Annotated in this window: 27 protein-coding genes; 17 read left to right on the top strand and 10 right to left on the bottom strand. The window is 71.8% G+C overall.

All coding sequences use genetic code 11. The features are described 5' to 3' along the window. Positions 1–470 precede the first annotated feature (470 nt). The 5 genes from HS99_RS28060 to HS99_RS28075 all read left to right on the top strand — a co-directional run bounded on the left by HS99_RS28060 (position 471) and on the right by HS99_RS28075 (position 3,863). Positions 471–746: a hypothetical protein gene (locus HS99_RS28060; RefSeq protein ID WP_030552817.1), complete on the top strand. Its 276-nt coding sequence runs from the start codon at positions 471–473 to the stop codon at positions 744–746. 85 nt (positions 747–831) lie between these two features. After that, positions 832–1,080, top strand: a complete 249-nt coding sequence (locus HS99_RS28065; RefSeq protein ID WP_050366659.1) for a hypothetical protein — start codon at positions 832–834, stop codon at positions 1,078–1,080. Positions 1,081–1,082: 2 nt separating this feature from the next. Next, a complete protein-coding gene (locus tag HS99_RS28070; RefSeq protein ID WP_030552815.1) occupies positions 1,083–1,580 on the top strand; it encodes a hypothetical protein in 498 nt (165 codons plus the stop codon). Positions 1,581–1,861: 281 nt separating this feature from the next. Continuing rightward, the gene (locus tag HS99_RS47115) at positions 1,862–2,011 is read left to right on the top strand and encodes an HNH endonuclease (RefSeq protein WP_223886280.1); all 150 of its coding nucleotides are present in this window, start codon (positions 1,862–1,864) and stop codon (positions 2,009–2,011) included. A gap of 1,357 nt (positions 2,012–3,368) precedes the next feature. After that, positions 3,369–3,863 (top strand): phage terminase small subunit P27 family, encoded by a 495-nt coding sequence (locus HS99_RS28075; protein ID WP_078938759.1) that lies wholly within the window; start codon positions 3,369–3,371, stop codon positions 3,861–3,863. 77 nt (positions 3,864–3,940) lie between these two features. On the opposite strand, the gene HS99_RS28080 is transcribed toward HS99_RS28075, so the two are convergent. Then, positions 3,941–4,411: an NUDIX domain-containing protein gene (locus HS99_RS28080; RefSeq protein ID WP_030552813.1), complete on the bottom strand. Its 471-nt coding sequence runs from the start codon at positions 4,409–4,411 to the stop codon at positions 3,941–3,943. A 4-nt stretch (positions 4,412–4,415) separates the two neighbouring features. Then, positions 4,416–5,159, bottom strand: a complete 744-nt coding sequence (locus HS99_RS28085; protein WP_030552812.1) for a DUF5919 domain-containing protein — start codon at positions 5,157–5,159, stop codon at positions 4,416–4,418. A gap of 146 nt (positions 5,160–5,305) precedes the next feature. Here HS99_RS28085 and HS99_RS28090 point away from each other — a divergent pair, with 146 nt between their 5' ends. The 4 genes from HS99_RS28090 to HS99_RS28100 all read left to right on the top strand — a co-directional run bounded on the left by HS99_RS28090 (position 5,306) and on the right by HS99_RS28100 (position 9,268). Continuing rightward, positions 5,306–5,560 (top strand): hypothetical protein, encoded by a 255-nt coding sequence (locus HS99_RS28090; protein WP_030552811.1) that lies wholly within the window; start codon positions 5,306–5,308, stop codon positions 5,558–5,560. Between the two features lie 448 nt (positions 5,561–6,008). Further along, positions 6,009–6,176, top strand: a complete 168-nt coding sequence (locus tag HS99_RS45325; RefSeq protein ID WP_167344929.1) for a hypothetical protein — start codon at positions 6,009–6,011, stop codon at positions 6,174–6,176. 3 nt (positions 6,177–6,179) lie between these two features. Next, positions 6,180–7,352 carry a methyltransferase domain-containing protein gene (locus HS99_RS28095; protein WP_167344928.1) on the top strand — a complete coding sequence of 391 codons (1,173 nt, stop codon included), beginning with the start codon at positions 6,180–6,182 and terminating at the stop codon, positions 7,350–7,352. A gap of 101 nt (positions 7,353–7,453) precedes the next feature. After that, positions 7,454–9,268 carry an NHL domain-containing thioredoxin family protein gene (locus HS99_RS28100; protein ID WP_030552809.1) on the top strand — a complete coding sequence of 605 codons (1,815 nt, stop codon included), beginning with the start codon at positions 7,454–7,456 and terminating at the stop codon, positions 9,266–9,268. Between the two features lie 59 nt (positions 9,269–9,327). Here HS99_RS28100 and HS99_RS28105 read toward each other — a convergent pair whose 3' ends face one another. Then, the gene (locus HS99_RS28105) at positions 9,328–10,641 is read right to left on the bottom strand and encodes a M18 family aminopeptidase (protein WP_030290371.1); all 1,314 of its coding nucleotides are present in this window, start codon (positions 10,639–10,641) and stop codon (positions 9,328–9,330) included. A 274-nt stretch (positions 10,642–10,915) separates the two neighbouring features. Between HS99_RS28105 and HS99_RS47925 the strand changes: the two genes are divergently transcribed. From HS99_RS47925 to HS99_RS28120, 3 genes are read left to right on the top strand one after another with little or no spacing between them, the layout of a single operon-like run. Further along, positions 10,916–12,514: a peptidoglycan-binding domain-containing protein gene (locus tag HS99_RS47925; protein ID WP_030552808.1), complete on the top strand. Its 1,599-nt coding sequence runs from the start codon at positions 10,916–10,918 to the stop codon at positions 12,512–12,514. Next, positions 12,511–13,206 carry an ABC transporter ATP-binding protein gene (locus HS99_RS28115; protein ID WP_030290373.1) on the top strand — a complete coding sequence of 232 codons (696 nt, stop codon included), beginning with the start codon at positions 12,511–12,513 and terminating at the stop codon, positions 13,204–13,206. The genes HS99_RS47925 and HS99_RS28115 overlap by 4 nt, the downstream gene beginning before the upstream one ends. Continuing rightward, positions 13,207–14,466 (top strand): ABC transporter permease, encoded by a 1,260-nt coding sequence (locus HS99_RS28120; RefSeq protein WP_030552807.1) that lies wholly within the window; start codon positions 13,207–13,209, stop codon positions 14,464–14,466. It begins immediately after the preceding gene. An 89-nt stretch (positions 14,467–14,555) separates the two neighbouring features. On the opposite strand, the gene HS99_RS28125 is transcribed toward HS99_RS28120, so the two are convergent. Next, positions 14,556–16,385 carry an acyl-CoA dehydrogenase gene (locus HS99_RS28125; RefSeq protein ID WP_030290375.1) on the bottom strand — a complete coding sequence of 610 codons (1,830 nt, stop codon included), beginning with the start codon at positions 16,383–16,385 and terminating at the stop codon, positions 14,556–14,558. 217 nt (positions 16,386–16,602) lie between these two features. Here HS99_RS28125 and HS99_RS28130 point away from each other — a divergent pair, with 217 nt between their 5' ends. Together HS99_RS28130 and HS99_RS28135 are read left to right on the top strand one after the other, a co-directional pair. Continuing rightward, a complete protein-coding gene (locus HS99_RS28130; RefSeq protein WP_030290376.1) occupies positions 16,603–17,106 on the top strand; it encodes an SseB family protein in 504 nt (167 codons plus the stop codon). A 125-nt stretch (positions 17,107–17,231) separates the two neighbouring features. Continuing rightward, positions 17,232–18,191 carry a pirin family protein gene (locus tag HS99_RS28135; protein ID WP_030290377.1) on the top strand — a complete coding sequence of 320 codons (960 nt, stop codon included), beginning with the start codon at positions 17,232–17,234 and terminating at the stop codon, positions 18,189–18,191. A gap of 200 nt (positions 18,192–18,391) precedes the next feature. Here the strand turns inward: HS99_RS28135 and HS99_RS28140 are convergent, their stop codons facing one another. The 3 genes from HS99_RS28140 to HS99_RS28150 form a co-directional block, all read right to left on the bottom strand. Next, on the bottom strand, positions 18,392–19,213 hold the full coding sequence (locus HS99_RS28140) for a protein phosphatase 2C domain-containing protein (RefSeq protein WP_030552805.1): 822 nt from the start codon (positions 19,211–19,213) through the stop codon (positions 18,392–18,394). 316 nt (positions 19,214–19,529) lie between these two features. Continuing rightward, positions 19,530–20,144, bottom strand: a complete 615-nt coding sequence (locus HS99_RS28145) for a TIGR03086 family metal-binding protein (protein WP_030552803.1) — start codon at positions 20,142–20,144, stop codon at positions 19,530–19,532. Then, the gene (locus tag HS99_RS28150; RefSeq protein WP_030552801.1) at positions 20,141–21,007 is read right to left on the bottom strand and encodes an alpha/beta hydrolase; all 867 of its coding nucleotides are present in this window, start codon (positions 21,005–21,007) and stop codon (positions 20,141–20,143) included. Before HS99_RS28150 ends, HS99_RS28145 begins: the two co-directional genes overlap by 4 nt. A 157-nt stretch (positions 21,008–21,164) precedes the next feature. On the opposite strand from HS99_RS28150, the gene HS99_RS28155 reads away from it, so the two are divergent. Further along, on the top strand, positions 21,165–21,806 hold the full coding sequence (locus HS99_RS28155; protein WP_030552799.1) for a TetR/AcrR family transcriptional regulator: 642 nt from the start codon (positions 21,165–21,167) through the stop codon (positions 21,804–21,806). Positions 21,807–21,890: 84 nt separating this feature from the next. Here the strand turns inward: HS99_RS28155 and HS99_RS28160 are convergent, their stop codons facing one another. Together HS99_RS28160 and HS99_RS28165 are read right to left on the bottom strand one after the other, a co-directional pair. After that, a complete protein-coding gene (locus HS99_RS28160; protein ID WP_030552796.1) occupies positions 21,891–23,192 on the bottom strand; it encodes an amidase in 1,302 nt (433 codons plus the stop codon). Positions 23,193–23,217: 25 nt separating this feature from the next. Continuing rightward, positions 23,218–23,448, bottom strand: a complete 231-nt coding sequence (locus tag HS99_RS28165; RefSeq protein ID WP_030290383.1) for a hypothetical protein — start codon at positions 23,446–23,448, stop codon at positions 23,218–23,220. Between the two features lie 254 nt (positions 23,449–23,702). On the opposite strand from HS99_RS28165, the gene HS99_RS47125 reads away from it, so the two are divergent. Together HS99_RS47125 and HS99_RS28175 are read left to right on the top strand one after the other, a co-directional pair. Further along, entirely contained in the window at positions 23,703–24,656 is a 954-nt protein-coding gene (locus HS99_RS47125; protein ID WP_050366662.1) for an LAETG motif-containing sortase-dependent surface protein, read from the top strand. 99 nt (positions 24,657–24,755) lie between these two features. Beyond that, positions 24,756–25,430, top strand: coding sequence for an LPXTG cell wall anchor domain-containing protein (locus tag HS99_RS28175; protein WP_030552794.1), 675 nt, complete (start codon positions 24,756–24,758; stop codon positions 25,428–25,430). 147 nt (positions 25,431–25,577) lie between these two features. Here the strand turns inward: HS99_RS28175 and HS99_RS47130 are convergent. Then, the coding region (locus HS99_RS47130) for an ATP-binding protein (protein WP_244915998.1) at positions 25,578–25,994 on the bottom strand (417 nt) is incomplete at its 5' end.

Below are 25,994 nucleotides of genomic sequence, written 5' to 3' on the forward strand. Positions count from 1 at the left end.
GTGTGCATGAAGGGAAGGTTTGCTCTCCCTAACAAGCGAGGGGCAGGAAGCGGCGAGTAGGAAATTTCTGGTCCCCCACCATGGTGAGCCTGCGCCGTACCGTCTGCGGGGCACATCTGGCCTCCCCGGAATCTTGGAGGCCACGACGCAGAGCGTCCGCCGGGCCGCTTCGACCGTTACCCGTCATGCCGCAGAGTGAGACGCAGATCACATGTCTGAGATTACCTGAACGCCCCGATATACGGGCCATCTGCCCGCTCTCCCCAACGGTAGGAGAGGAAATCGTCCGTCCCTACAAGTCCGGGGAGGGGAATTCGTCCCCCTCTTCCACTTCGGGGCCCAAGGAATCCCTCCCCGTCCACTACAGGATGAACGGGGAATCGTCCCTCTCTACGTGGGAACCCCTCGCCCTCCACTTACGAGGGATTGACCGTCCCACCGAAAACACCGACAGCAATGGAGGCTTCGAAATGAACACTGACCACGCCCGCACGCTGGAGCTGATCCGCAGCGCCGAAGCGGCAACACTGAGGGCCCTGTCCGGAGAGGGCGCGGCAGCCGGCGAAGCGCACCGGCTGACCGCTGAGGCGGCGCGGCTGTTGGAGCCCATCACCGAGGCGGGCCCGTGCCAGCGCAAGGGCTGCACCAACACGGTCATGCAGCGCGCCACGGGTCGCCCCCGGCTCTACTGCGGCGCGGTGTGCCAGCAGGCCGCCTACTGGGCCCGCAAGGCGGACGCTGCGTAGCGAGAGCAGTCGCCGTAAGCCGACCCCTCCCGGTTCCGGGCAGGGGCTTTTTCATGCCGCCGAGGCGGCCAACCAGAGGAACATCGTGATCACCCGCAGCAGTTTCAACTACTCGAACGAGGACCGCGAGACGAAGCGGCTCCGTCTTCGCGCAGACGCTTTCCAGCACAGCGCTGCCATGGAGCGGCTTGCCGAGATGAAGCGCGACCGCCCCGAGCAGTACGACCAGATGGGCGCTGTCGCTCACCTGTCGCTCGGCCACTACGAGGCCGCGAAGGCTGCCGCCGTGCAGCTCGGCCGCAACGTTTCCGCCCCTACCGATCGTGAGGTCTGACCATGAGCAACGACGTTTCCCGAGCCGCTGACAAGCTCGCCAAGCTGCGCGCCCAGGCGGACCGCCTCGCGGGTCCGATGGCGGACGCCGAGGCCGCCCTAGTGGCCGCCGAGGAGGCTGAGCAGGCCCGTCGTGCCGAGAGGGCCGCCGAATACGACCGCACGTTCCTCACGACGTGGACGGCGCAGGCCGCTGAGAGGTCCGACCGAGCCAATGAACTGCACGCGGAGTTCATCGAGCTTCTGTCTGCCGAGCCGTGGTTTCAGGCGTACGTGGCGCACCGTGCCGAGCGGTACAAGCGCGAGAAGATCCTGACGGCCGCGCAGAACGCACAGGCCCACCTTGGCGAGGCGCGGACTCTCCCCGAGCAGCGTTGGTACGACCTGCGCATCATCGAGGACATCACCAGCGCTGTGGACAACGCCGCTGCGGCCCTCGGTGTGGCCTACGCCGAAGAGCTGGACGCCCAGCGAAACGCCTACATCGAAGCGGCGGACTGACATGGCTGTTGACGCGCTCGACCCCGGCCCGGACGGGACCTATCCGTACTTCCCTCGGGATGCGAAGGGGCGGCCCGTTTGGTCCGATTCCCCAACTGGTCTGCCGCTAGTCAACGGTGGTGCACCGATGCCCCGCGGAGTCCAGCCGATGCGCGACCCGATGAACTCTGGCCGGCTGCTGGCCGTGGACGTGACGCCGAGGCACCGAAACGGCGAACCGATCAATCCACCGGTCATTCCTCCGGCTCCGGAATGACCAAACAGGCTCAGCAGCGTGCGGGCTGTGCGGCGGGATATTCCCCGCCGAGCTGGTCGACGTGGACCACCCAACACCGCTCGCCCTCGGCGGCGAGGACACGGACGACAACGTGTGGCGGTTGTGCCGCACCTGCCACCGAGGGAAGACCGTGCGGGAGTTCACCGCCGGGTGAGCAGTGCCGCGAGGGTTCCGGCGCCTGCTGTGGCTGCGGTGATGAGCCACGCTGGGATGCGCTGAATGGTCAAGTGAAGTCCACCCCAGCGGAGTTCGAACTGCGGGGCTCGGGCCTTGCTGCCTGGCTGTTGAGTCATGTTCTCCACCTCATCAGATGCGAGGGAACGGCGCGGCACCTTGCCTCCTCAAATTGGTCTGCCCAACCGGTCGACGCCATACCACGGCGCGTGAAGGCCCCAGAATTCACCCGTTCTACGGTCGCGCACTTCGCCATGGCGCACGACGAAGCGCGGCGACAGAACAGAAGACACCATTGGAGGCGCCCCATGCCGCGAAGCCCGTGCTCGATCCCGGGGTGCCCCGAGCTGACCGCCCGCGGTGCCTGTCGGCCTACGACTTCCGAGCCCACCAGGCCGTGAGGACGGTGCCGCCGGTCGACGCTGTGGTGATGAGCCACACGGGGATGCGCTGGATGGTCAAGTTAAGCCCACCCCATCGAAGTTCGAACTACGGAGTTTGGGCCCCGCGGCGTTTGGTTCGCGTCATGGCTGTATTCCAGCAGATCTGACGCCGAGTTAGGGGATTGCCGAACGCCCTCAGGCCTCAGAAGTGCGTCTCATCAGGGCGTTCCTGATGAGAAATCACCCGTTCAGCGGTCGCGCACTGCGCATGACTGTGCAGCCTGGGGTCAAAACGGGATGAACCCTCCCATGCTGCGGGGCCTCGCCCCGCGTTCGGTCGCCCGATGCTTGGGGCTCGTCGTACGAGATTGCACCTTTCCCGCTACCCCGCAGTGGTTCCCAGGTCTGTGTGCCTTGATCATCCCGCGGTAGAGGAGGCCCCCCATGCTCCGAAGACCCCGCCCACCCTGTTCGGTTCCCGGGTGCCCCGAGCTGACTGCCCGTGGCGGTCGCTGTCCGCAGCACCAGCGCGAGGCAGAGCAGCAGCGAGGCAGTGCGGCAGAGCGCGGGTACGACGCTCGGCGTTGGGCTCGCATCCGTCGGGCCTACCTGTATGCCCACCCGTGGTGTGTGCTGTGCGGTCGCTCGGCCGTGGTCGCTGACCACTTCCCCGAGTCGCGTCGCTCGCTGGTCGCCCGTGGCGTTGCTGACCCGGACGCTTGGCATCGGCTACGGCCGTTGTGCACTCAGTGTCACAGCCGCGAGACCGCGCAGCACCAGCCCGGCGGTTGGGCTGCTGAGAGGGTCAAGCCGACAAGGCTCTGACCTGGGCTTTTACCAGGGGGGTACCCCCTGCCCCTCCCGACCCTGACCGGCAGGGAGGGAAAAGACTCGCGCCGGAGCTGAGGCCATTTTTGGCAGTCCGGCGCGTCCGCCACAAAACGAAAGGAGACCATGGCTGACCGATACCGGCCTAAGCCGGCAGCAGCGCGGGCCCGAGAGGGAAACCCCTCCAAGTCCGAAATCAAAGAGGGTGTGATAGTCCCGCGCGCCATCCTCGCGGAACCGAATTGGCGAGACATTTTCAAAGACTCGCCGACCGCCCAGACGCAGGAGGCGAACATCCGGTGCAGGAAAGTCGCGTCCGCGGAGTGGCGCCGCATCGTTCCCATCCTCGAATTTGCCGCAGGGCTCGGCGAAGTCGACCATACGACCGTCAAGGACCTGTGCGTCTGCGTTGCCAGGATCGACCAGGCCGAGCGAGACCTGTCCGAACGTGGGCTCATGGTCACCGCCGAGCGCGGCACCGTGAAAAATGGCGCTGCCACTATTGCCACTCAGTACCGGTCACAGCTCTCCCGTTACATCAGAGAGTTGGGGCTATCGCCCAGCGCACGAGTCGCTATCGCCCCGACCGAATCCGAAGATGACTCCGACATCTGGGACTGATCCGCCCAAGCACCACAACGGCCCCACCCTGTCCGCCCTTTGTGGTGGCAGGGGTGGGGCCCTTTGTCGTCTGTGCCCTACCCCAGGTACGGAGTCGCCCGGTGTTCAAGGAAGTGCCGGAGCCGCAGTTGCTGCGTGTGATGCATGGGCAGTTCTCCGATGTCGCTCGGGGCCACGAACTGCAGATCGGTCGACTCGTTGGAGATCCGGAGTTCTCCGCCGGTGATGCGCGCGGTGAAGCAGACGTTGAACTGTTGCCGTACCTCGCCGTCCGAGTAGGCGATCACGTGCCGAGGATCGGTGTACGTGCCGACGAGTCCCGTGATCTCCACGTCAAGGCCGGTTTCCTCACGCACCTCCCGGACGGCCGTTCCTGGGAGTGACTCGCCAAGATCCATCGTGCCGCCCGGCAGCGCGTACAGACCGTTGTCGGTGCGTCGTTGCAGCAGGATGCGCCCTTCCTCATCGGTCACCACTGCGGACGCTGCCACCACCAGCCGATTCGGCTTGGGCGCGTTGGGGTCGTCGTAGAACTCGGTGCGTGCCACGTGATCAGCTCTCCTCCACCGGTCGGGCGGTGTTCCACACTGCATCGAAGCTCGCAGCATAGGTGTCGAACAGCGTCCCTGCGCCGGTCCTCCGCAGGTGCCAGACGGGGGCTCCGAAAGCGTTGACTCCCCAGACGTGCGCGTTCACCAACAGCTGGTCATCGGCCCGGTAGAGGCTGTTGTAGAGCGTGGTCCCGTGGGTTCGGATCTCGATGCCTGGTGTGCCGAGCAGCGGACGGTAGTGCAGGAGGGCGAGCCTGCACCGGGACTCGATGCCGTGCCCGAACCGCTCCTCCTCTCCTCGTTGCTTGACGTTCTCGCTGGCGGCGTCACCAAGGGCGATCCGGACCGCGCACCCCTCGGCGGCGCGCTCGCGAAGGAGTTCGTTCAGCCGGGGATACGCCTCGTGCAGGAACACGGCCGCGTAGACCAACACGTCGATCCGCTCAGTGGCCTTTCCAAGCAAGTCCACGAAGACGGAGACGGGAAGGTCGGCTCGCTGCTCGTACAGGGCGACCAGTTCGGGGCTTATCGCGCGTGCGGCGCGCGGCTGCCGCAGGCTCGGCCACAGTGCGAACATGTCTTCTCCGAGGGCTTCGGCAGCCAAACGGGCTGTGCCTAACCGGGGCGTGCGGTTCTGGTTGGCCCACCGCTCGACCGACTTGGTGTCCACGCCGGCTTTCTCAGCCAGGGCTGAGCACGTCCAACCTCTCGACGCCATAACGTCTTTCAGTCTCTCGTTCGGCATCCCGCTTGTCTCCCCGCACATCACGGACCTTTGTCAGGGACGTTCTACCCCACGAGGGACGTTCGGAAGTGTCCCTTGCACGAGGTTCCACCGTCCCGGGTAACTGCCAGATCTTGGTGGCAAGTCGGCGGAGAGGAGCGGGGGCAGTGGCACCGCGCAAGGCAACCCGGACGATCTACAAGCCCAAGATCGGTGAGATCGTCAGGGACCGTGCCCACAAGGGCGTGGAAGGCACCTACATGGGCATCCAAGGCGGCATGGTCTACCTTCGCCCCAGAGGCGGCGGGCAGGAGTGGGAGACCTATCCGAGCGAGATCGAAGCCTTGCCGAACGGCCCGGAGCTGATCGCCGTCATGCGGCCGAGTACTCCGCGCTGCGCTTCGGAGCGGACCGAGCGGTGAGCACCCCACGTCTCGTCGTCCTGGGACGTGTCCTTCGTGCACTGGCGACGGAGCCCCGCCACACGATTGCGTGGATGTGGGGCGCCTACATCCAATTCGCATGGCCTGTAACGATGTTCAGCCCCTATCGCAGGCATCTTGCCAGGCGAATGAAGCTCCGCCGAAAGCTCGACCAGCAGGCCCGGCGCATAAGGCCGACCACCCGCGGCAGCAATGCCTGACCCGTACCGTTCCCGTGTTCGGCCTCGGAGGCCTCTGGGCGGGTCAGCGGCGTGCGCGCGACGGCTTACCGGCCCCGGCGCCCTGGTGGGCGCAGAACCGGCCCTCTTGGGCCACCACAGACCCCCGTCCCGGCTGCCTGGGGAAGGATTCAGCCGGGACGGGTCAGCAAGGTGCACACCGGGTCGGAGGAACCCCCTCGACCCGAAGCAGCGACGGAGGGACACCCATGCCCGCGTGGATTCTGTACGCCGACGGCAAGCACGGCGGGGGCTCCGGCTCCGGCACCGGTGGCGGCCAGCAGGACGACTCCAGCAGCGGCAACAAGCACGGTGGTGGCGGGTCGGACGAGGGTGGCAACACCAGCGACGGCCAGGGCCCGGCTGGCGGTAAGTAGCCGGTGAGCGACAAGCACGAAGCGGAGGCCGGTCGAACCCGGCTGGCCTCCGCGCTCATCGCGAACGGATCTCTCACCTCTGACTGGTTGGCGTCGTACAACGCCGTACCCCGGCACTGGTTCGTCCCTGACACGACCTGGCCGGGCCAGGCGGACGGCGTGCGCCAGGGCGAGGCTGTGAGCCGCCAAGCCGACCCGGCGGCCTGGTGGAGCGCCGTCTACTCCGATGTGCCACTCACGACGCAGTGGGACGACGGTACCCACACCGGCGACAGCCGGGGGACCATGCCCACGTCGTCCAACTCCATGCCCACCATGGTGTTCTCCATGCTCGACGCCCTCGACGTGGCGGAGGACAACCGGGTGCTGGAGATCGGCACTGGGACCGGGTGGAATGCCGCTCTCCTGGCCCACCGGGTCGGCCCGGGGAACGTCGTCACCGTCGAGGTGGACGAGGGCAGCGCCACGGACGCCCAAGGCCGACTCGCGCGGGCTGGGTATTCCCCGACACTCGTGGTCGCCGACGGAGCCGAGGGCTACGCCAAGGCGGCTCCGTACGATCGGGTGATCGCCACGTGTTCGGTGGGCAGGGTGCCGTACGCGTGGGTGGAGCAGTCCCGACCCGGCGGGGTGATCGTCGCGCCGTGGGGGCCGGAGTACGGCGGGGAAGCCGTGGCCCGGCTCACGGTCGGCGACGACGGCACGGCCACCGGCCGGTTCATCGGGTCGTCCGCGTTCATGCGGCTCCGCCAGCAACGCACACCCCGGCCGGACAGCCTGACGTACCTCTCCGCCCCATGGCCGGCTGGTGGAGCCAGGTTCCGAAGCTCCCTGTCTCCGGACGATGTCGGCGGCTGGCTGGAGATGTTCTCCATCGGCGTGCAGGTACCTGGAGCGTTCCCGCTGACGGAGCGATACCCCGATGGGACCTACACGCTGTGGCTGCACGACACGGCCGTCACCTCGTGGGCTACCGCCGATTGGGAACCCGACCGGACCGACTACGAGGTGGTGCAGTCCGGCCCGCGGAATCTGTGGGACGAGGTCGAGGCGGCCTGGCGCTGGTGGGACGACCAGGGCCGCCCCGGCTTCGACCGGTTCGGACTCACGGTCACGGCGGACAGCCACGCGGTGTGGCTCGACAGCCCGGACAACCCCGTGCCGCGTCGTAGCTGACCAGACCGGTCCGGCTGCCCTACATCCCAACAGGGCAGCCGGGCCACGGCCAGTCCGGAGCACCCGGAATGCGGACACCGCTCGTGAGGTTTGATTGGGGCATGGCTTCTCGTGCACGTGTCCGCGCCCCCGAGCTGGTCGGCGCCGGTGGATGGCTCAACACAGGCGGCAAGGAACTCAAGCTTGCCGACCTGCGAGGTAAGTGTGTCGTACTAGACTTCTGGACCTTCTGCTGCATCAACTGTCTGCACGTCCTCGACGAGCTCCGCAAGCTGGAGGAGGAGCACCGCGACACCGTGGTGATCGTGGGCGTGCACTCGCCCAAGTTCGTGCACGAGGCCGACCACCAGGCCGTCGTGGACGCCGTCGCGCGGTACGAGGTGCACCACCCGGTGCTGGACGACCCGGCGCTCGCGACCTGGAAGCAGTACGCCGTACGGGCCTGGCCGACGCTCGTGGTGATCGACCCCGAGGGCTACGTGGTGGCCCAGCACGCCGGTGAGGGCCACGCCCACGCGATCGCCAAGCTGGTGGCGGAGCTGGAGGCGGAGCACGAGGCCAAGGGCACCCTGCGGCGCGGGGACGGCCCGTACGTGGCGCCGGAGCCAGCCGCCGGGGACCTCAAGTTCCCCGGCAAGGCGGTGCGGCTGCCGAACGGGCACTTCCTGGTCGCCGACTCCGGCCACCACTCGCTGGTCGAGCTGGCCCAGGACGGCGAGACGGTGGTGCGCCGGATCGGCGACGGGCAGCGCGGCCTGGTGGACGGCACCAGCCCCCGGTTCAGCGAGCCGCAGGGCCTGGCGCTGCTGCCGGAGGGGCACGAGTACGACGTGGTCGTCGCCGACACCGTGAACCACGCGCTGCGCGGCGTGCGCCTCGCCGACGGCAGCGTCACCACCCTGGCCGGCACCGGCCGCCAGTGGTGGCAGGGCTCGGCCACCGAGGGGCCGGCCAGCGAGGTGGACCTCTCCTCGCCCTGGGACGTCGCCTGGTTCGACGGCCGGGTGTGGGTCGCGATGGCCGGCGTGCACCAGCTGTGGGCGTACGACCCCGAGGCCGGCACGGTCGGCGTCGCGGCCGGCACCACCAACGAGGGCCTGGTGGACGGCCCGGCCGCCGAGGCCTGGTTCGCCCAGCCGTCCGGCCTGGCCGTCTCCGCGGACGGCGGGAAGCTCTGGGTGGCCGACTCCGAGACCTCCGCGCTGCGCTTCGTTTCACGTGAAACCATGACGGTCGAAACCGCCGTCGGCACCGGCCTGTTCGACTTCGGCCACCGCGACGGCGCCGCCGACCAGGCCCTGTTCCAGCACCCGCTGGGCGTGACCGTGCTGCCGGACGGCTCGGTCGCCGTCAGCGACACCTACAACCACGCGCTGCGCCGCTTCGACCCGGCGAGCGGCGAGGTCACCACCCTGGCCACCGACCTGCGCGAGCCCTCCGGGGCGGTGCTGGTGGACGGCGACATCGTGGTGGTCGAGTCGGCCCGGCACCGGCTGACCCGGCTGCGGCTGCCGGAGGAGGCCGTGCGGGTCGAGTCGGTGGCGCACCGCACGCAGCGCGCGGCGACCGAGGTCGCACCCGGCGCCCTCCGGCTGGACGTGGTCTTCGAGGCACCGAGCGGCCAGAAGCTGGACGAGCGCTACGGCCCGTCCACCCGGCTGCTGGTCAGCGCCACCCCGCCCGAGCTGCTGGTCTCCGGCGCGGGCGCGGACACCGCCCTCTCCCGCGAGCTGGTGCTGTCCGACCGGGTCACCGAGGGCGTGCTGCACGTCTCGGCGATGGCCGCCTCCTGCGACGACGACCCGGAGATCGAGTTCCCGGCCTGCCACGTGCACCAGCAGGACTGGGGCGTGCCGGTGAAGCTGGTCGCCGACGGCGTCCGCCGGCTCCCGCTGGTCCTCGCGGGCATGGAGTAGCCGGGCAACGCGCAGGGGGCCTGCCGGAACACCGGCGGGCCCCCTGCGCATCAGCGTGCTCAGCCCTCCAGGAAGGCCTTGATCGCGCTCGCCAGCAGGTACGGGTCCTCCGCCCCGCACAGCTCGCGCGCCGAGTGCATGGACAGCGCCGCGATGCCGCAGTCCACCGTCTTGATGCCCAGCCGCGCCGCCGTGATCGGGCCGATCGTCGTACCGCAGGGCATCGCGTTGTTGGACACGAAGGTCTGCCACGGCACGCCGGCCTTCTCGCAGGCCGCCGCGAACACCGCCCGGCCGACGCCGTCGGTCGCGTAGCGGTTGTTGACGTTGACCTTGAGGATCGGCCCGTCGTTCGGCAGCGGGTGGTGGCCCGGCTCGTGCCGCTCGGAGTAGTTCGGGTGGACGGCGTGGCCCATGTCCGAGGACAGGCAGACGGTGCCGGCCAGTGCCCGGGCGCGGTCCTCCGGGGAGCCGCCGCGGGCGTGGACCGTCCGGTCGAGCACGTTGCCGAGCAGCGGGCTCTGCGCGCCGGTGTCGGACTCGCTGCCGGTCTCCTCGTGGTCGAAGGCGGCCAGCACCGGGATGTACGGCAGCACGGCCTCGCCCTCGGCGGCGGCGACCGCGACGGCGGCCAGCGCGGCGGTGGCCGCGTGCACCGAGAGCAGGTTGTCCAGGCGCGGGCCGGCCAGCAGCTCGCGGTCCCGGCCCAGGTAGGAGGCGGGCTGGACGTCGTGGGTCATGAGGTCCCAGCCGGCCACGTCCTCGGCGGCCAGCCCGGCCCGCTCCGCGACGTAGGCGATCAGCGAGCCCTCGTCGACCGGGCCGAGGCCCCAGATCGGGGTGAGGTGGCGCTGCCGGTCGAGCTTCATGCCGTCGTTGACCTGGCGGTCCAGGTGGATGGCGAGCTGGGGCACGCGCAGCAGCGGCTCGTCCAGCTGGACGAGCCGCGCACTGCCGTTCTTCAGCGCGAGTCTGCCGGACAGGCCGAGGTCACGGTCGAGCCAGGTGTTCAGCGGCACCCCGCCGTAGATCTCCACCGCGACCTGCCGCCACCCGGCCGAGCCGGTGTCCGGCACCGGCTTCACCCGCAGGTTCGGCGAGTCGGTGTGGGTGCCGACGATCCGGAACGGCGTCTCCGGCCCTGCTCCCTCCGGCACGTACCAGGCGATCAGCGCGCCACCGCGGATCAGGTAGCGCCCGCCGACCGACCCGTCCCAGGCGTCCGTCTCCGCGACCTGACGGAACCCCGCCTTCTCCAGGCGCTGGGCGGCACTCGCGACCGCGTGGTACGGGGACGGCGAGGTGCCGAGGAACGTGATCAGATCGTCGGTGTGCGTCCGGTCGAAGAATGCCCGGCGGGCGGCGGTCGACATGCTGCTCCAGGGTCGAGGGAGGGCCGAAGCCGGATGGGGGTCGGCTTCGCCCCTTGAGCATATGCCCGTACACGGACATGGCATTCGATACCTGGCAACCGTTGTTGAACACGGACACAACGTGAACCCGCACTTCACCGGGCCTCCTTCACCCCGCGGTCCACCCCGGTCGCAGACTGTCAACGGGCTGCCGCTCGCGAACGGACCACGGGCAGCGCCCGACAGTCGGATGATGGCCCTGGTCCACAGTGAAGTCACCGGGGAGGGGAAGCAGTTGACCACCACGACGCCCGCCGACGAGACCGTCGAGCCCGGCCCCGAAACGCCGTCACCGCCGCCCGCCCGGTCCGGGGCCGCACGGCGCAGGCGGGCGCTGCTGGGGGTGGCGCTGGCCGCCGGACTGGTGGCGGTGGGCGGAGTGGGGGCGGCGACGCTGGTGAAGTCCCCCGCCGAACGGGCCGCGCGGACCGCGCCGCCGCCGAGCAGCCTGCTCACGGCACCGGTGGTCAGCCAGGTACTGACCCCCTCGACAGCCGCCCGAGCGGTGGTGTACCCGCCGGTCCAGTACAACGTCGTCCCGACCGCGGCCTCGGCCGAGGTGACCGCACTGTACGTCTCCGAACTGGGCGTGAAGCCCGGCGACACCGTCTCCGCCGGGCAGCTGCTGGCAGAGGTGTCCGGGCAGCCGCTGTTCGCCCTCCCCGGGCCGGTGCCCGCGTACCGCGACCTCAAGCCGGGCAGCACCGGCCCCGACGTGGCCGAACTCCAGGACGCCCTGGCCGGGTTGGGGCACGGCAGCGGCGAGGACGACAAGGGCTCGTACGGGCCGGGCACCGCCGCGGCGGTGTCGGCCTTCTACCGCGGGCTCGGCCGTCCGGTGCCGACCACTGGCGCCACCACCCAGCAGGCCGTCGACACCGCGCAGAAGGCGGTCGACTCCGACCGGCAGACGGTGGACAACCTCACCGCACAGAAGAGGGCGGGCGCCGCCGCGCCCCAGAACCCGCCACCGCCCCAGCCGGCCCGACCGGATCGGCAAAGCCGGCCGACCCAGCAGAGCCAGCAGCAGCCCGCCGGCGAGCTCGATCAGCAACTGGCCACCGCCCGGAAGCAGTTGGCTGCCGACGAGGCCGCCCTCGCCAGGGCCGGGGCCGTCAACGGCCCGATGGTCCCGGCCGCCCACGTGCTCTTCCTGCCCACCCTCCCCGCGACCGTCACCGCCGTCAACGGCGCCGTCGGCTCACCCGTCTCCGGCACTCTGCTGTCGCTCACCAGCGGCGGCCTGACCGTCACCGGTCAGCTGGTGCCAGGTCAGGCAGCCGGCGTCACTCCGGGTATGGCCGTCGAGCTGCTCGCCGAGGACACCGGCACCACCGTCCACGGCACCGTCGCCGAGGTCGGCACCCCGACCACCGCTCCCCCGGCCGGCAGAGTGATCACCCTCGGCGGCGCCGGGGCCGCAGCAGCCGGGGCCGCACCAGCCGGCGGGGCCCCCGGGGCAGCCCTCGGTGGAGCCCCCGCCGCCCAGCCCGCCGCGGGCCAGGTCGCCGGAGCGCCCAACAGCCAGTCCGGCAGCCCGAGTTACCTACCGGTGACGATCACCCCGGACACCCCCCTGCCCGCCACCATGAACGGCAGGAACGTCCGGCTCACCGTCCTGAAGGCCAGGGCGGGCGCCCCTGTCACCGTCGTGCCGATCGCCGCGATCTCCACCAACACGGCCGGCCGGACCTCCGTCACCCGGGTGGACCCCGCCGGAAACCGCAGCACGGTGCCGGTCACCACCGGCGTCACCGCGGACGGCCTGGTGGCCGTCACCCCCGCCGAGGGCGCCCAACTCCGCGCCGGCGACCAGGTGGTGGTCGGCAAATGACGGCAGGGACCAACCCCCCCGTGATCGCCCTGTACGGCGTCGGCCGCACCCACCCGGGTCGCCCACCCGTGGTCGCGCTGCGCCCCACCGACCTGACCGTCCGCCGCGGCGAGTACCTGGCCGTCACCGGCCCGTCCGGCTCCGGCAAGTCCACCCTGCTGCACCTGCTCGGCCTGCTCGACACCCCCACCGCCGGCCGCTACGAACTCGACGGCATCGACACCGGCGGCCTGCGCGACAAGGACCGCTCGACGCTGCGCGGGCGCCGGATCGGCTTCGTCTTCCAGTCCTTCCACCTGCTCCCGCACCGCACCGCCGAGGAGAACGTCGCCCTCGCCCAGGTCTACAACCGCACCCCGCGCCGCACCCGCGACGCCGCCGCCGTGGACGCGCTGCGCCTGGTCGGCCTCGGCCACCGCACGGACGCCCTGCCCGGCACCATGTCCGGCGGCGAGCGCCAGCGGGTGGCGATCGCCCGCGCCCTGGTGAACCGGCCCAGCCTGCTGCTCTGCGACGAACCGACCGGCAACCTGGACTCGGCCAACGCCGAGGCGGTGCTCGCCCAGTTCGACGCGCTGCACGCCCAGGGCTACACCCTGGTCGTCATCACCCACGACCCTGCCGTGGCCGCCCGTGCCGAACGCCGGGTCACCATCCGCGACGGCCGCCTGACCGTGCCCGAGGTGGTCTGAATGCCCCGCCCCGACCGCACCGCCGCGATCCCCGAGCCGCCCTCCCACCTCAGCCCCCACGACCTGCTTACCGAGGCCCTGTCCGGCATCCTCCAGCGCCCCGGCCGCTCGTTGCTCACCATGCTCGGCACCGTGCTGGGCATCGGCGCCTTCGTCGCCGTCCTCGGCCTCACCGCAACCGCCACCGGCCAGATCGGCGAGCGGTTCAGCCTCACCAGGGCCACCACCGTCACCGTCACCGACCGGCCGCGCACCGACGGCACCGCCCCCGGCACCAACCCGCCCAGCGACTTCCCCACCGACACCGACCACCGGATCGCCGCGATCGACGGCGTACGGGCCGGCGGCGTCTGGTGGCCGGTACCCGGCGCCCCGACGCTCTCCCGCCGCCCGGACGGCCCCGACGAGGGCACCGGACTGTCCGTCCTCGCCGCCACCCCGGGCGCGGTCGCCGCGATGGAACCGGCCCTGACCGCCGGGACCACCCTGGACGAGTACGTCCAGAAGACCGCCCAGCCGGTGGCGCTGCTCAGCGAGGCCGCCGCCGAACGCCTCGGGGTCAGCCGCCTGGACGCCCAGCCCGCCGTCTTCATCGACCGGCTCCCCTACACCGTCGTCGGCATCTACGCGGACGTCCAGCGCCAGCCGGCCGCCCTGCTGAGCCTGCTGATCCCGGCGAGCACGGCGCTCGAACGCTACGGCAACCCCGCCCCCCAGCCCGACCGCGGCGCCCAGGCACTGGTCGCCACCCGGATCGGCGCCGCGCCGGTGGTGGCGGCCCAACTCCCGCTCGCACTGCGACCGGACACCCCGAACGCGTTCACCGTCGTCCCGCCCCCGGACCCGCACACCCTCCAGGACACCGTGACGTCCGACCTGACCGGGCTGTTCCTCGCCCTGGCCGGGATCTGCCTGCTGGCCGGCGCGGTCGGCATCGCCAACACCACCCTGGTCGCCGTCCTGGAACGGACCCCGGAGATCGGCCTGCGCCGCTCACTGGGCGCCCGCACCGGCCACATCGCGGCCCAGTTCCTCACCGAGTCCACCGCCCTCGGCACCCTCGGCGGCCTGATCGGCACCGCCCTCGGCGTGCTCACGGTCCTCGGCGTCGCCGCCGCCCGCGACTGGACCGCCGTCCTCCAACCCGCCACCACCCTGCCCGCCCCGCTCATCGGCACCGTCGTCGGCCTCCTGGCCGGCCTCTACCCGGCCCTGCGCGCCGCCCGCACGGACCCGCTCCGGGCCCTGCGCAGCGCATGATCACCGACCGGAAACACCGAAGGGCCCGGTGGCAGCCGGGCCCTTCGGTGTGAGGGTTTCGTCAGGCGGTCAGAAGGGGGGTGCGGGCCTTAGAAGGCCTCCTCCGCCAGCTCCATGATCTCGTTGTCGATGCCCTCGGCGATCGCCCGCTGCGGGGCGACGGTCGGGAGGATGTTCTTGGCGAAGAAGCGGGCCGCCGCGACCTTGCCCTGGTAGAACGGCACGTCCTTCTCCGAGGCGCCGGCCTCCAGCTTGGCCAGGGCCACCGCGGCCTGGCGCAGCAGCAGCCAGCCGACGACGACGTCGCCGGAGACCATCAGCAGGCGGGTGGTGTTGAGGCCCACCTTGTACATGTTCTTGACGTCCTGCTCGACCGAGGTCAGGTCGGCGATCAGCTTGCCGACGATGGCCTCCAGGTCGCCGGCGGCCTTGGCGAGCAGCTCGCGCTCGGCGGCCAGGGCGTCGCCGCCCTCGGCGGAGGCGAGGAACTTCTGGATCTGCTCGGACAGCGCGGCCAGCGCCTGGCCGCCGTCCTTGACGATCTTGCGGAAGAAGAAGTCCTGGCCCTGGATCGCCGTGGTGCCCTCGTACAGGGTGTCGATCTTGGCGTCGCGGATGTACTGCTCGATCGGGTACTCCTGCAGGTAGCCGGAGCCACCGAAGGTCTGCAGGGACTGGGCGAGCTGCTCGTAGGACTTCTCCGAGCCGTAGCCCTTGACGATCGGCAGGAGCAGGTCGTTGAGGCGCTCGGCGGCCTCGTCGCGCTCGCCGCGCAGCTTGGCGGCCAGCATGTCGTCCTGGGTGGACGCGGTGAACAGGACCAGCGCGCGCATGCCCTCGGCGTAGGCCTTCTGGGTCAGCAGCGAGCGGCGCACGTCCGGGTGGTGGGTGATGGTGACGCGCGGGGCGGTCTTGTCCAGGAACTGCGAGATGTCGGCACCCTGCACGCGCTCCTTGGCGTACTCCAGGGCGTTCAGGTAGCCGGTGGAGAGGGTGGCGATGGCCTTCGTGCCGACCATCATGCGGGCGAACTCGATGATCTTGAACATCTGGCGGATGCCGTCGACGGTCTCGCCGAGCAGCCAGCCCTTGGCCGGGTGCTTGGCGCCGAAGGTCATCTCGCAGGTGTTCGAGGCCTTGAGGCCCATCTTGTGCTCGACGTTGGTGGCGTAGACGCCGTTGCGCTCGCCGAGCTCGCCGGTCTCCCAGTCGAAGTCGAACTTCGGGACGATGAAGAGGCCCAGGCCCTTGGTGCCCGGCTTACCGCCCTCGGGGCGGGCCAGCACCATGTGGATGATGTTCTCGGACATGTCGTGCTCGCCCGAGGTGATGAAGCGCTTCACGCCCTCGATGTGCCAGGAGCCGTCCTCCTGCTTGATCGCCTTGGTGCGGCCGGCGCCCACGTCGGAGCCCGCGTCGGGCTCGGTGAGGACCATGGTCGAGCCCCACAGGCGGTCGGTCATCCGCTGGGCTATCTTCAGCTGCTCCTCGGTGCCCTCCTCGGCGATGACGCCGGCGAAGGCCGGGCCGGAGGAGTACATCCAGATGGCCGGGTTCGAGCCCAGGATCTGCTCGGCGAAGGCCCAGATCAGCGAGTTCGGGGTGACCTGGCCGCCGATCGACTCCGGGATGCCCAGGCGCCACCACTCGGCGTCCATGAAGGTCTGGTAGCTCTTCTTGAAGGCGGCCGGGATCGGCGCGGTGTTGGTCTCCGGGTCGAAGACCGGCGGGTTGCGGTCGGTGTCGGCGAAGGACGCGGCGAGGTCGTTCTCGGCGAGGCGGGCGATCTCGCTGAGGATGTTCTTCGCGGTCTCGACGTCCATGTCCGCGAACGGCCCGGTGCCGTACACCTGATCGCGACCGAACACCTCGAAGAGGTTGAACTCCACGTCCCGCAGGTTGGACTTGTAGTGACCCATGGCCTGTTTTCTCCGGTTCGTCGCTTTCCGGGTGACCGCCGCGTTTCGGGCGCCCCGTACCCACCAGTAGGCATCATGATGCTACCCAGCGGTAACTTGGGCAAGCCCCCGGCGGTGAATCCGCTATGAACGTGGTCACGTCCCACAAGCCGGGAGGACCACTCCTTGTCAGGATCGACGCCAGCGCGGGCGGGTGCGCTCCCGCTAGCCTGTCCGTGTGTACGGATATGACCAGAACGCATACCCGGGTGGCCCCTACCAGCAGCAGGCGGGTCCGCAGCCGGGCATGAACGGCATGCCCGGACCGGACGCCTACGGCGCGCAGGGGCAGGCGTCCCAGCAGTCGCTCTACCCGGAGCCCTCCCCGCCGTCCCTGGCGGACGCGGTCCGGGCCTTCACCACGGGCTCGATGGCGGTCGAGGACTTCCAGGCCATCTTCATCACCTCGAAGGTGCACTGCCCGCGCGGCGAGCGCCCCGGCTTCCTGGCACTGCACAACACCCCGACGCCGGTGATCCCGATGTTCAGCTCGCTCAAGGAGCTGCGCCGCTACGCCGGCAAGGACTCCAAGCACTTCACCGTGACCGGGGCCGAGGTGCTGGACCTGCTGCCCACCGGCTACGGCTTCGCCCTGGACATGGAGGGCGAGCACCGGATGGTGTTCGACGCCAAGGCGGTCGAGCAGATGGTCGACTTCACCATGCGCCGGATGTACGGATAGCCACCCCGGCGGGAGGAGCCCCGCTCCTCCATGCCCTCATAGTTCAATTTTCAACTTGCCTGTTGTTGATGATTGAACTAATCTGGTGGACGTAGGCCAGAGAACCCCCCTCGAAGGAGGCCGACATGCCCGCCGTGACCGTCGACAACCCGCTGACCCTTCCGCGCGTGACCACGCCGGACCAGGCCGTCGCGAACGCCCGGCCGGTACTGACCGTCGCCACCGCCCCCGAGGGCTACGAGGGCGAGGGCTTCCCCGTCCGCCGCGCCTTCGCCAAGATCAACCAGAAGTACCTCGACCCGTTCATCATGATGGACCAGATGGGCGAGGTGGACTATGCGGCCGGTGAGCCGAAGGGAACCCCCTGGCACCCGCACCGCGGCTTCGAGACGGTCACCTACATCATCGACGGAACGTTCATCCACCGGGACTCGCACGGCGGTGGCGGCACCATCACCGACGGCGACACCCAGTGGATGACGGCCGGCTCGGGCCTGCTGCACATCGAGACCCCGCCGGAGTCGCTGGTGAGGTCCGGCGGCCTCTTCCACGGCCTCCAGCTGTGGGTCAACCTGCCCGCCTCGGACAAGATGATCGCCCCGAAGTACCAGGACATCCGCGGAGGCAGCGTCAAGCTGCTCAGCTCCGAGGACGGCGGCGCGCTCCTGCGCGTCATCGCTGGTGAGCTGGACGGCCACCAGGGCCCGGGCACCACCTTCACCCCGATCACCATGATCCACGCCTCGATCAGCCCCGGTGCCCAGATCACCCTGCCCTGGCGCGCCGACTTCAACGCCCTCGCCTACGGCCTCGCCGGCAACGGCTCGGCCGGCACCGAGCACCGCCCCTTCCACCGGGGCCAGGCCGTCGTCTTCGGGGACGGCGACTCGATCACCCTGCGCGCCGACGAGAAGCAGGACTCCCGTGACAACAACTTCGAGGTCGTCCTCCTCGGCGGCCTCCCGATCCGCGAACCCGTCGCCCACTACGGCCCGTTCGTGATGAACAGCCACCGCGAACTCCAGCAGGCCATGGAGGACTTCCAGGCCGGCCGCCTCGGCACCATCCCCGCCGACGCCCGCTGACCGCTCCCGTCACGAAGGGCCCGGACCGTACGGTCCGGGCCCTTTCGCACACGTCGTACCGCAAGTCGACCGGATCCCCATCTCTCCCCTGGCGCACAGGCGTTGACAACGGATCCGGGCCCGTCGGGATCCCGTCCAGCTTCGTCTGGGGCCAGAAGCGCTGATCCCACGGCCCTGCGGCCGGCCGTCGCCTCCGTCGCCTACAGCAACGCGTAGACGGCGGAGGCGTCGTCGTGGGTCTTGCCGCGCGGCCAGCGTTCGCAGGTGGCGTCCGCCCGCTCCACCTCGCGGACCCGGGCGATGAGCTCGCCCGGGCCGGACTCGGCGAGCAGCCGCAGCACGTCGCCCCAACTGCCCAGCCCGAAGCGCTCGGTGTAGCGCGAGGCGCCGTCGGTGAGGGCGGCCAGCGCGTGCAGCCGGTCCAGCGGTACGAAGCCCGTCTCAGCGTGCTCGGCCGCCCGCGGGCTGGCGGCGGCGATCCACGGACCGGTGCCCCGGTTGCGGGCGGCGCGCACCGCCAGCGCGTACTCCAGGTGCAGCGTGGCCCGCTCGGCCGAGCCGGGGACGGTCGCCCAGACCTGGCGGCGCAACCCCTCCCCGCCGGGGAAGCGCTGGTTGTCGCCGATCACCTTGGGCGGGCCGTCCGTGAACTCCAGCACCAGCAGCGAGTCGCCGAGCACCAGGTACTCCAGCGAATCCCCGTGCCGCCGGGCGGCGACCACCATCGCCGCGGGCGTGTTGGCGTGGCCGAGGTCGCAGCGGCCGCCGTGCAGCGCCGCCGTCTCCACGATGGCGTCGGCCAGGCACTCGGCGATCGAGCGGTCCGCCCGGTCGGTGAGCCGGGCGAGCAGGTGCACGCCCAGACGCCGGACGTACCAGGCCGTTCCGTGCCGGCATCCGGACTCCAGGCCGGCCGGCGAGCTGGCGCCGTCCAGCAGGACCAGCGCCTCCGGCGAGGCCGCCGCGAAGTCCTCGCTCTCACGGTCCGGCCGCCGTGCTTCCCCTGCGAGCTGTAGCTGCATCCCGACAGTGTGGCCGCCCGTCCCGGCCCGCGCCCAGACCCGTGCGCCGGTGCGGCGGGGGCCGGGGCGCGGTGTGCGGTGGCAGCGGCGGTGATTCGGCCATACCGTCGGATAGCGACTGGCCGATTCGGCCAATCGGGGCCGGTCGGGTTTGGGCGCACCTTCGGGTGTCCGAACGGCCCGGGACTGACGAGGAGCGGATGATGACGATGTTCTGGCAGTTCATCGTGTTGCTGGCCGCCTCGCTCGGCTTTCCGACCGCCGCGCTGTTCTACCTGATCGGCGGACCGCGCTTCCCGGACGAGCGGCGCGACCGTTAGGGCCTGGCCTTCCAGGCCGGATCGCGGCCGAGCAGCGCCAGGGCGCGGTCGAACCGGCCGGCACCGCCGCCGGGTTCGAGGCCCGGGCGGAAGGCCCGGCCGGGCGCCCGCGCCTCCGGCGTGTTCGGGACGGCCTCGCTCACCGCCAGCAGCGCGGTGACCAGGGCGTCGTCGCCGTCCACCGCCGCGACCAGCCGGTCCGCGGCGCCGAGCGCGGCGGCGACGTCCCAGCCGTGCACCAGGGTGTCCACCAGGTGGAAGCCGACCGCCTGGGCGAGCGGAAAGGGGCCGCCGTCGCGGATCTCGGGCAGCCAGAGCGCCCGGTCGGTGACGGCCGCCTCCCGGAACGCGGCGACGAGGTCGGCGCCGGTGCGGCGGAAGTCCTCCGCCGGGTCCGCCCCGAGCGTGGCGTCCGCGAACAGCGCGAGGTCCGGCCCGGCGCCGCGGGCGGCCGCGGCGAAGCCCCGGTGCTGGCCGACGCAGTGCTCCAGCAGTCGGCGCAGCGTCCACCCCGCGCACGGGGTGGGCCGGTCCAGCCGGTCCGGCCGGACGTCGTCCACCACCTCGACGGTCAGTTCCATCGCCCGTGCGTGCAGTTCGACGAGCTTCATGCGGCAGTGACCCCCAGTCCCGCGGAAATGAACCCGATCACCTGATCAACGACGGTCGGTTCCCCGATGATCCTCCGGTGGCCGAGCCCGCGAGTGACCACCAGGTCCAGCTGCTCCCCGTACGCCCGCTTCAGCCGGTGCGCCTGCCCCAGCGGCACCACGTCGTCGCCCTCGTCGTGCAGCACCAGGATCGGCAGCCCGACCGCACCGGCCCGACCCGCCGCGTCGTAGCGGTCCCAGGCCCCGGCGTCCCCGGCGAACAGGTCCTGCTCGATCCGGCCCCGCAGCGCCCGCTCGACGGCGGCGTCGAGGCCGAGCCCGGCGCAGAAGGCGGCCGGGAAGAAGCCGACCTCGGACACCCCGGAGACGGCCGCCAAGCGGCCCGCCCGCAGCCCGTCGCCCAGTGCGCCGAAGGCCGCGCAGACGCCCAGCGAGTGCGCGATCACGGCCTCGAACGGCCCGTACCGGTCCTGGAGCCGGAGCACGAGTTCGCGGTACTCCAGCACGCTGGTGCTGCGGCCGCCGGAGTCGCCGTGGCCCGGCGCGTCGAAGGCCACGGCGCTGAGGCCGAGGGCGCGCAGCCGGGGGACGAAGGGCGCGAAGCGGGAGGCCCGGGAACGCCAGCCGTGCAGCAGCAGCACCGGCCGCTCGCCGCTGCCCCAGCGGTAGCCGACGACGGACTTGCCGTGCACGGTCAGCCGCTCGAGGGCCGCCCGTCGGTGGACCTCCCGCTCGGCGGGGCGGACCCGGCTGCGCCGCAGCGGGCGCCGGAACAGCTCGAAGGCCGCCCGCCCGGCCAGGCCGGGGGCGATCCGGGCGGTGGGGTTGAGGGTGGTGCGGATCAGTGCCTGGGCCGGGTCCATCGGGTCTCCCTGCTCTCTGCGCTCCCTGGCCTTGCCTTGCTCGGGGCGAGATATTAGCACGACCGTTCGTGCAGTTTTAGGTCTCTCGGGTGGCCCGGGCACTACCCTGGGCCGCACCCACCGCGACATCCACCAAGGCGAGGAACGAGGGCGCACGATGGCCGGACCGACCACCGACGGACGGGTCCTGCGCGGCGAGGAGACCCGCCGGGCCGTCCTGCGCCGCGCCGTCGCGATCGCCTCCGTCGAAGGCCTGGACGCGCTGTCCATCGGCCGCCTCGCCACCGACCTCGGACTCAGCAAGAGCGGCGTCTTCGCCGGCTTCGGCTCCAAGGAGGAGCTGCAGCTCGCCACCGTCCGCGCCGCCCGCCGGATCTTCGCCGACGCCGTCGTCGCCCCGGTCGCCGACGCCCTGCCCGGCCTCGCCAGGGCCCGCGCGCTCTGCGAGAACTGGCTCGCCTACTCACGGGCCCGGGTCTTCCCCGGCGGCTGCTTCTTCTACGAGGTCACCGCCGAGTTCGACGCCCGGCCCGGCGCCGTCCGGGACGCCCTGGCCGGCTGCGCCCGGGAGTGGCACGGAACGATCGTCGAAGCCCTCACCGACGCCCGCACGGCCGGCGCCCTGTGCCCCGACACCGACCTCGGCGACCTCGCCTTCGCACTGATCGCGGTCCTGGAGACGGCCAACTCACAGGCCGTGCTGCACGAGGAGGACGTCCCCTACGAACGGGCCGGCCGCCTCCTGCTCCGCCTGCTGCGCGCCGAGGCCACCGACCCGGCCGACCCGGCGCTCGCCTGACCCCCGGGCGGACCCAGGGCCTGTCCTCGAACTCCCGTCGTCCGCCCGGACGGCGGGCCGCAGACGCGAGTTCGAAGACAGGTCCTAGCCCAACAGCCCTTCCAGCAGGGCGGCCCGGGCCAGCAGCCGTTCGTCCTCCCCCGCCGCGCCGACCACCTGGAGACCGAGCGGCAGCCCGTCCGGGGTCCGCCCGGCGGGCAGGCTCAGCGCGGGCAGGCCGAGACAGCTCCACGGCAGCGACATCACCGCGTCCCCGGTGCTGTGCAGCCCCTCCGGCGCCCCGCCCGGCGCGGACGGGGCCAGCCACAGGTCCACCCCGGCCGCCGCGGCCGCTCCGGCCACCCGCTCGCGCAACCGCTCCCGGAACCCCAGCGCGGCCTCGCGGTCCTCCGCCGCGACGCCCTGGCCCACCCGGATGCTCGCCGCCGTCTCCGGCCGGTACAGGCCGCCGAACCGGGCGAACCAGTCGGCGTGGCTGCGGGCCAGCTCGAACCGGTTGACGATCTGCAACTGCCGGGTGACCTCGGCGAAGTCGGGGAACAGCGGCACCCTGCGCACCGCCAGTCCGGCCCGTTCGAACCGCGCCACCTGCTCCTCGAAGGCGCGCAGCGCGGCCGGTTCGGCCCGCTCCAGGTACGGCCCGTCCGGCACCCCCAGCACGGGCTCCGGGCCGGGCTCCACCACCCGCCACCCGTCGCACAGCAGCGGGGCCGCCAGCGCCGCGCCCGCCAGGTCCGCGGTGAACAGGCCCAGGGTGTCGAAGCTCGGCGCGTTCGGGATCACCCCCGCGAACGGGATCCGACCGTGCGTGGGCCGGAAGCCCACCACCCCGCAGTACGCGGCCGGGCGGATCACCGAACCGACCGTCTGGGTGCCGATCGCCAGGGGCACCAGTCCGGCCGCGACCGCCGCCGCCGACCCGCTGCTGGAGCCGCCCGGGGTGTGCCCCGGATGGTGCGGATTGCGGGTCGGGCCCGGGGCGCTCGCGGCGAACTCGGCGGTCACCGTCTTGCCCGCGACCATCGCCCCCGCCGCCAGCAGCCGGTCCACCACCACGGCCTGCGGACCCGCCAGCACGCCCGGCGGCAGGGCGGAGCCGCCGTGCGTGGGCAGCCCGTCCACGTGCACGATGTCCTTGACCCCGACCGCAACCCCGTACAGCGGCGGCCGCCCGGCCGACTCCGGGTACCGCGCGGCCAACTCCCGCGCCCGCGCCTGCAGTCGGTCATGCCGCCCGGGCTCCGCCACGAAGGCGTGCAGCAGCGGATCCACCCGATCGACCAGCGCGCAGAAGCGCTCGACGTGCTCGGGCAGCCCGGGCACACCGACCCGCAGTCCGGCGGCCTCGCGGGTCAACGACCGCGGCCGCACCAGGGGTTCGTCCATACCGAGCACCGTAGCGCCCGGCCGCTCACTGGTGCTCGGCCGACAGGTACGGCGTCTCGCGCAGGAAGTACGCCCCACAGGTGTGGCAGCACAGCTCCGGGGTCTTCCCCCAGTCCACCGCCTCCCGCACCCGCGCCCCCGGATCGAGCTCCCGGCCGCACATCGCCACGCTCTGCGCCCCCCGGACCATGTGCCACAACCGCACCCCGCCGGCCTCCCCACCGGACCCGTACTCGGCTCGCATCTGGTGCATCATGCCCCCCATCGTCCGACCACCCGGCCCACCGGGCAACCGGGGCGCCCGCGTACCCGCGGCCCTGCCGGAGACCGGGCACGGAACCCCCCGTACACCAACGACACAAGGCGCACCCCGGCGCCGGTCGAACCGCTCCGCCCCGGCGGAATCCGGCCGCCACGGCTCGATAGGGTGCGCGATCGCGGCCCGCCCTGCGCTCCGCGCCCGGGCCCGCGTCGCCCACACAACCTTCCTTCGTAGCTGGAGCACCGATCGTGCGCTCTTCCCGCCTCCTGGCCAGTGCAGCCCTGGGCGCCCTCACCTTCGGCGCCACCGCCGGCGCCGCCACCGCCGGCGCCGTCGGGGTCCCCGCGACCCCGTCCGCCACCGCGGCCCCGAGCACCCCCACCGGTGGCCCCACCACCGTGCCGACCCACGTGCCGACCCCGCCGATGCCCTCCCCCAGCGGGCCCTGCCCGGGCGGGTACCACCTGGAGAACCTCAAGGCCACCGGCAGCGGCCTGTCCGGCGTCACCCTGACCAGGGGCGGCGCCGCACAGGAGGCGACCGTGACCTTCGAGAACGACGCCCCGGTCGACTTCAAGAAGTTCAGCACCCACTTCTTCGTCACCAACATCGGCGAAGAAGGCGCGCCCAACCAGCCCGTCTGGGGCAAGGACGCCTTCACCGTCCAGGTGAAGCTCCCCGGCGCCGAGTGGAAGCCCGTCGCCCAGGACGCCATCGAGAACAACATGAGCTACATCCGTGCCGACCTCGGCACGTTCAAGCTCGCCAAGGGCGAGAAGCTCACCCTCCAGGTGCGCCTGGCCGCCACCGGCAAGGCGGTGAGCACCGACTACTTCGCCCAGCTCGACGGCGCCTCCGAGTCCTTCCTCAGCAAGGACGTTCCGGGCGTGCGACAGGGCCCGGAAGGCAGCTGCAGCGGATTCAGCGGCAACTACCGCATCGCTGCGCCGTTCAAGGTCGTCGACGGCACCCCGGTCACCACCGGTACGCCCTCGCCCTCCGCCCCGGCCACCACCACCGCCGCCCCCGCGCCCGCGCCCGCCGCCACGGCCTCGGCGTCCGCCTCGGCCGGTCCGGAGCTGGCGCACACCGGCGCCTCCTCCAACACCCTGCCGATCGCCCTCGGCGGCGCGGCCGTACTGGCCGCCGGCGCCGGCACCCTGTTCGTCCTGCGCCGCCGCAAGGCGGGTGCGCACGGCTGACCCCCCGCCAGATGAACCGAGGGGCGCGGACAACCGTTCGGGCCCCTCGGTGGTCTTCCCCCGGAGAGCGAACCCCGACCCCACCGCTGGAGCCCACCGATGCGTCCCGCCCGCCTTCCCGCCGCCTGCGCCCTGCTCGTGCTCACCATCGGTCCGGTCGCCCTCGCCACGGCCCCCGCACTCGCCGCCGACGCCACCCCCACCCCTTCCTCCTCCGCCACCGGCGACTGCCCGGAGGGCACGACCGCCGACCCGATACCGGTCACCAGCAGCAGCGACGCCGCGGGCGAACTCGCCGTCACCTTCACCAACCCGGGCACCGCGACGGCCAAGCAGCTCGCCACCACCGTCGCCCTCGCGGACGGTGGCAGCCTCCCCGTCGAACTGCGCGCGGGGTCCGGCGCCTGGAAGTCCCTCACCGTCGCCGGCAGCCCGCTCAACACCGGCAGCTACCAGCTCCCCCAGGGCCAGCGGCTCACCCTCCGGGTGCGGCTCGCCGCCGGAGCGGCACAGGGCGACCACCGCCTCACCTTCACCGCCAGGTCCGAGGTCCTCCCGAGCGGCTCCGCCCCGGCGAAGAAGTACACCTGCCCCCAGCTCACCGCCAGCTACACCGCCCCGCTCACCCCCGCCAACCACACCCCGGACCCCACCCACCTCGCCGACACCGGCGCCGGCACCGCCACCCGCCCCCTCGCCATCGCCGGCACCACCGCCCTCCTCCTCGGCACCGCCCTCCTCGTCCTCACCCGCCGCCGTCCCGCCACCGACTGACCCCGCCCCCGCCGCGACCGACTGCCGGTGCCGCGACGACCCACCCCGTGTGAGCACCCGACGGCCCCGGAGACAGCACAGCCCCGGACGTGACCGATGAGGCCGGGGATCCGGCAACCCGCCGCCGCGCGGCACCCACACCCACCCCTACGAAGCCGCCCGCAGGAGCGCGTCGTCCCGCCACTTCAGGATCTTGTCGAAGCTCACGATCGCCCCGCGGAGCGGGTGGTTGCGGAGCTGGACGTGGTCGGTGAGGGCGTGGATGAGGAAGAGGCCGCGGCCGGATTCGGCGGTGAGGTCGGGGAGGGTGTCGAGGTCGACCGGGCGGAGAGTGGGGGCCGCGGGTCGACAGGGGAGGACGTGGGTGTCGTACGGGTGGCCGTCGCGGCGGGGCCGGTGGGCAGTGAGGCCTCGGAGAGCCGGGACGGTGGCGCGGCCGCGGCGGTGGCGGCGGGGCGCGTGGCCGGCCGGGCCCGCGAGGCGCTGCGGCCGTGCCGGCGCTGATGGCGAGCGGGGACCGGCGGGCGGGCGAGGTCGAACGGGCCTGCGTGGACCTGGTGGAGG

The organism is Kitasatospora aureofaciens (assembly GCF_001188955.3).
Classification (GTDB): domain Bacteria; phylum Actinomycetota; class Actinomycetes; order Streptomycetales; family Streptomycetaceae; genus Kitasatospora; species Kitasatospora aureofaciens.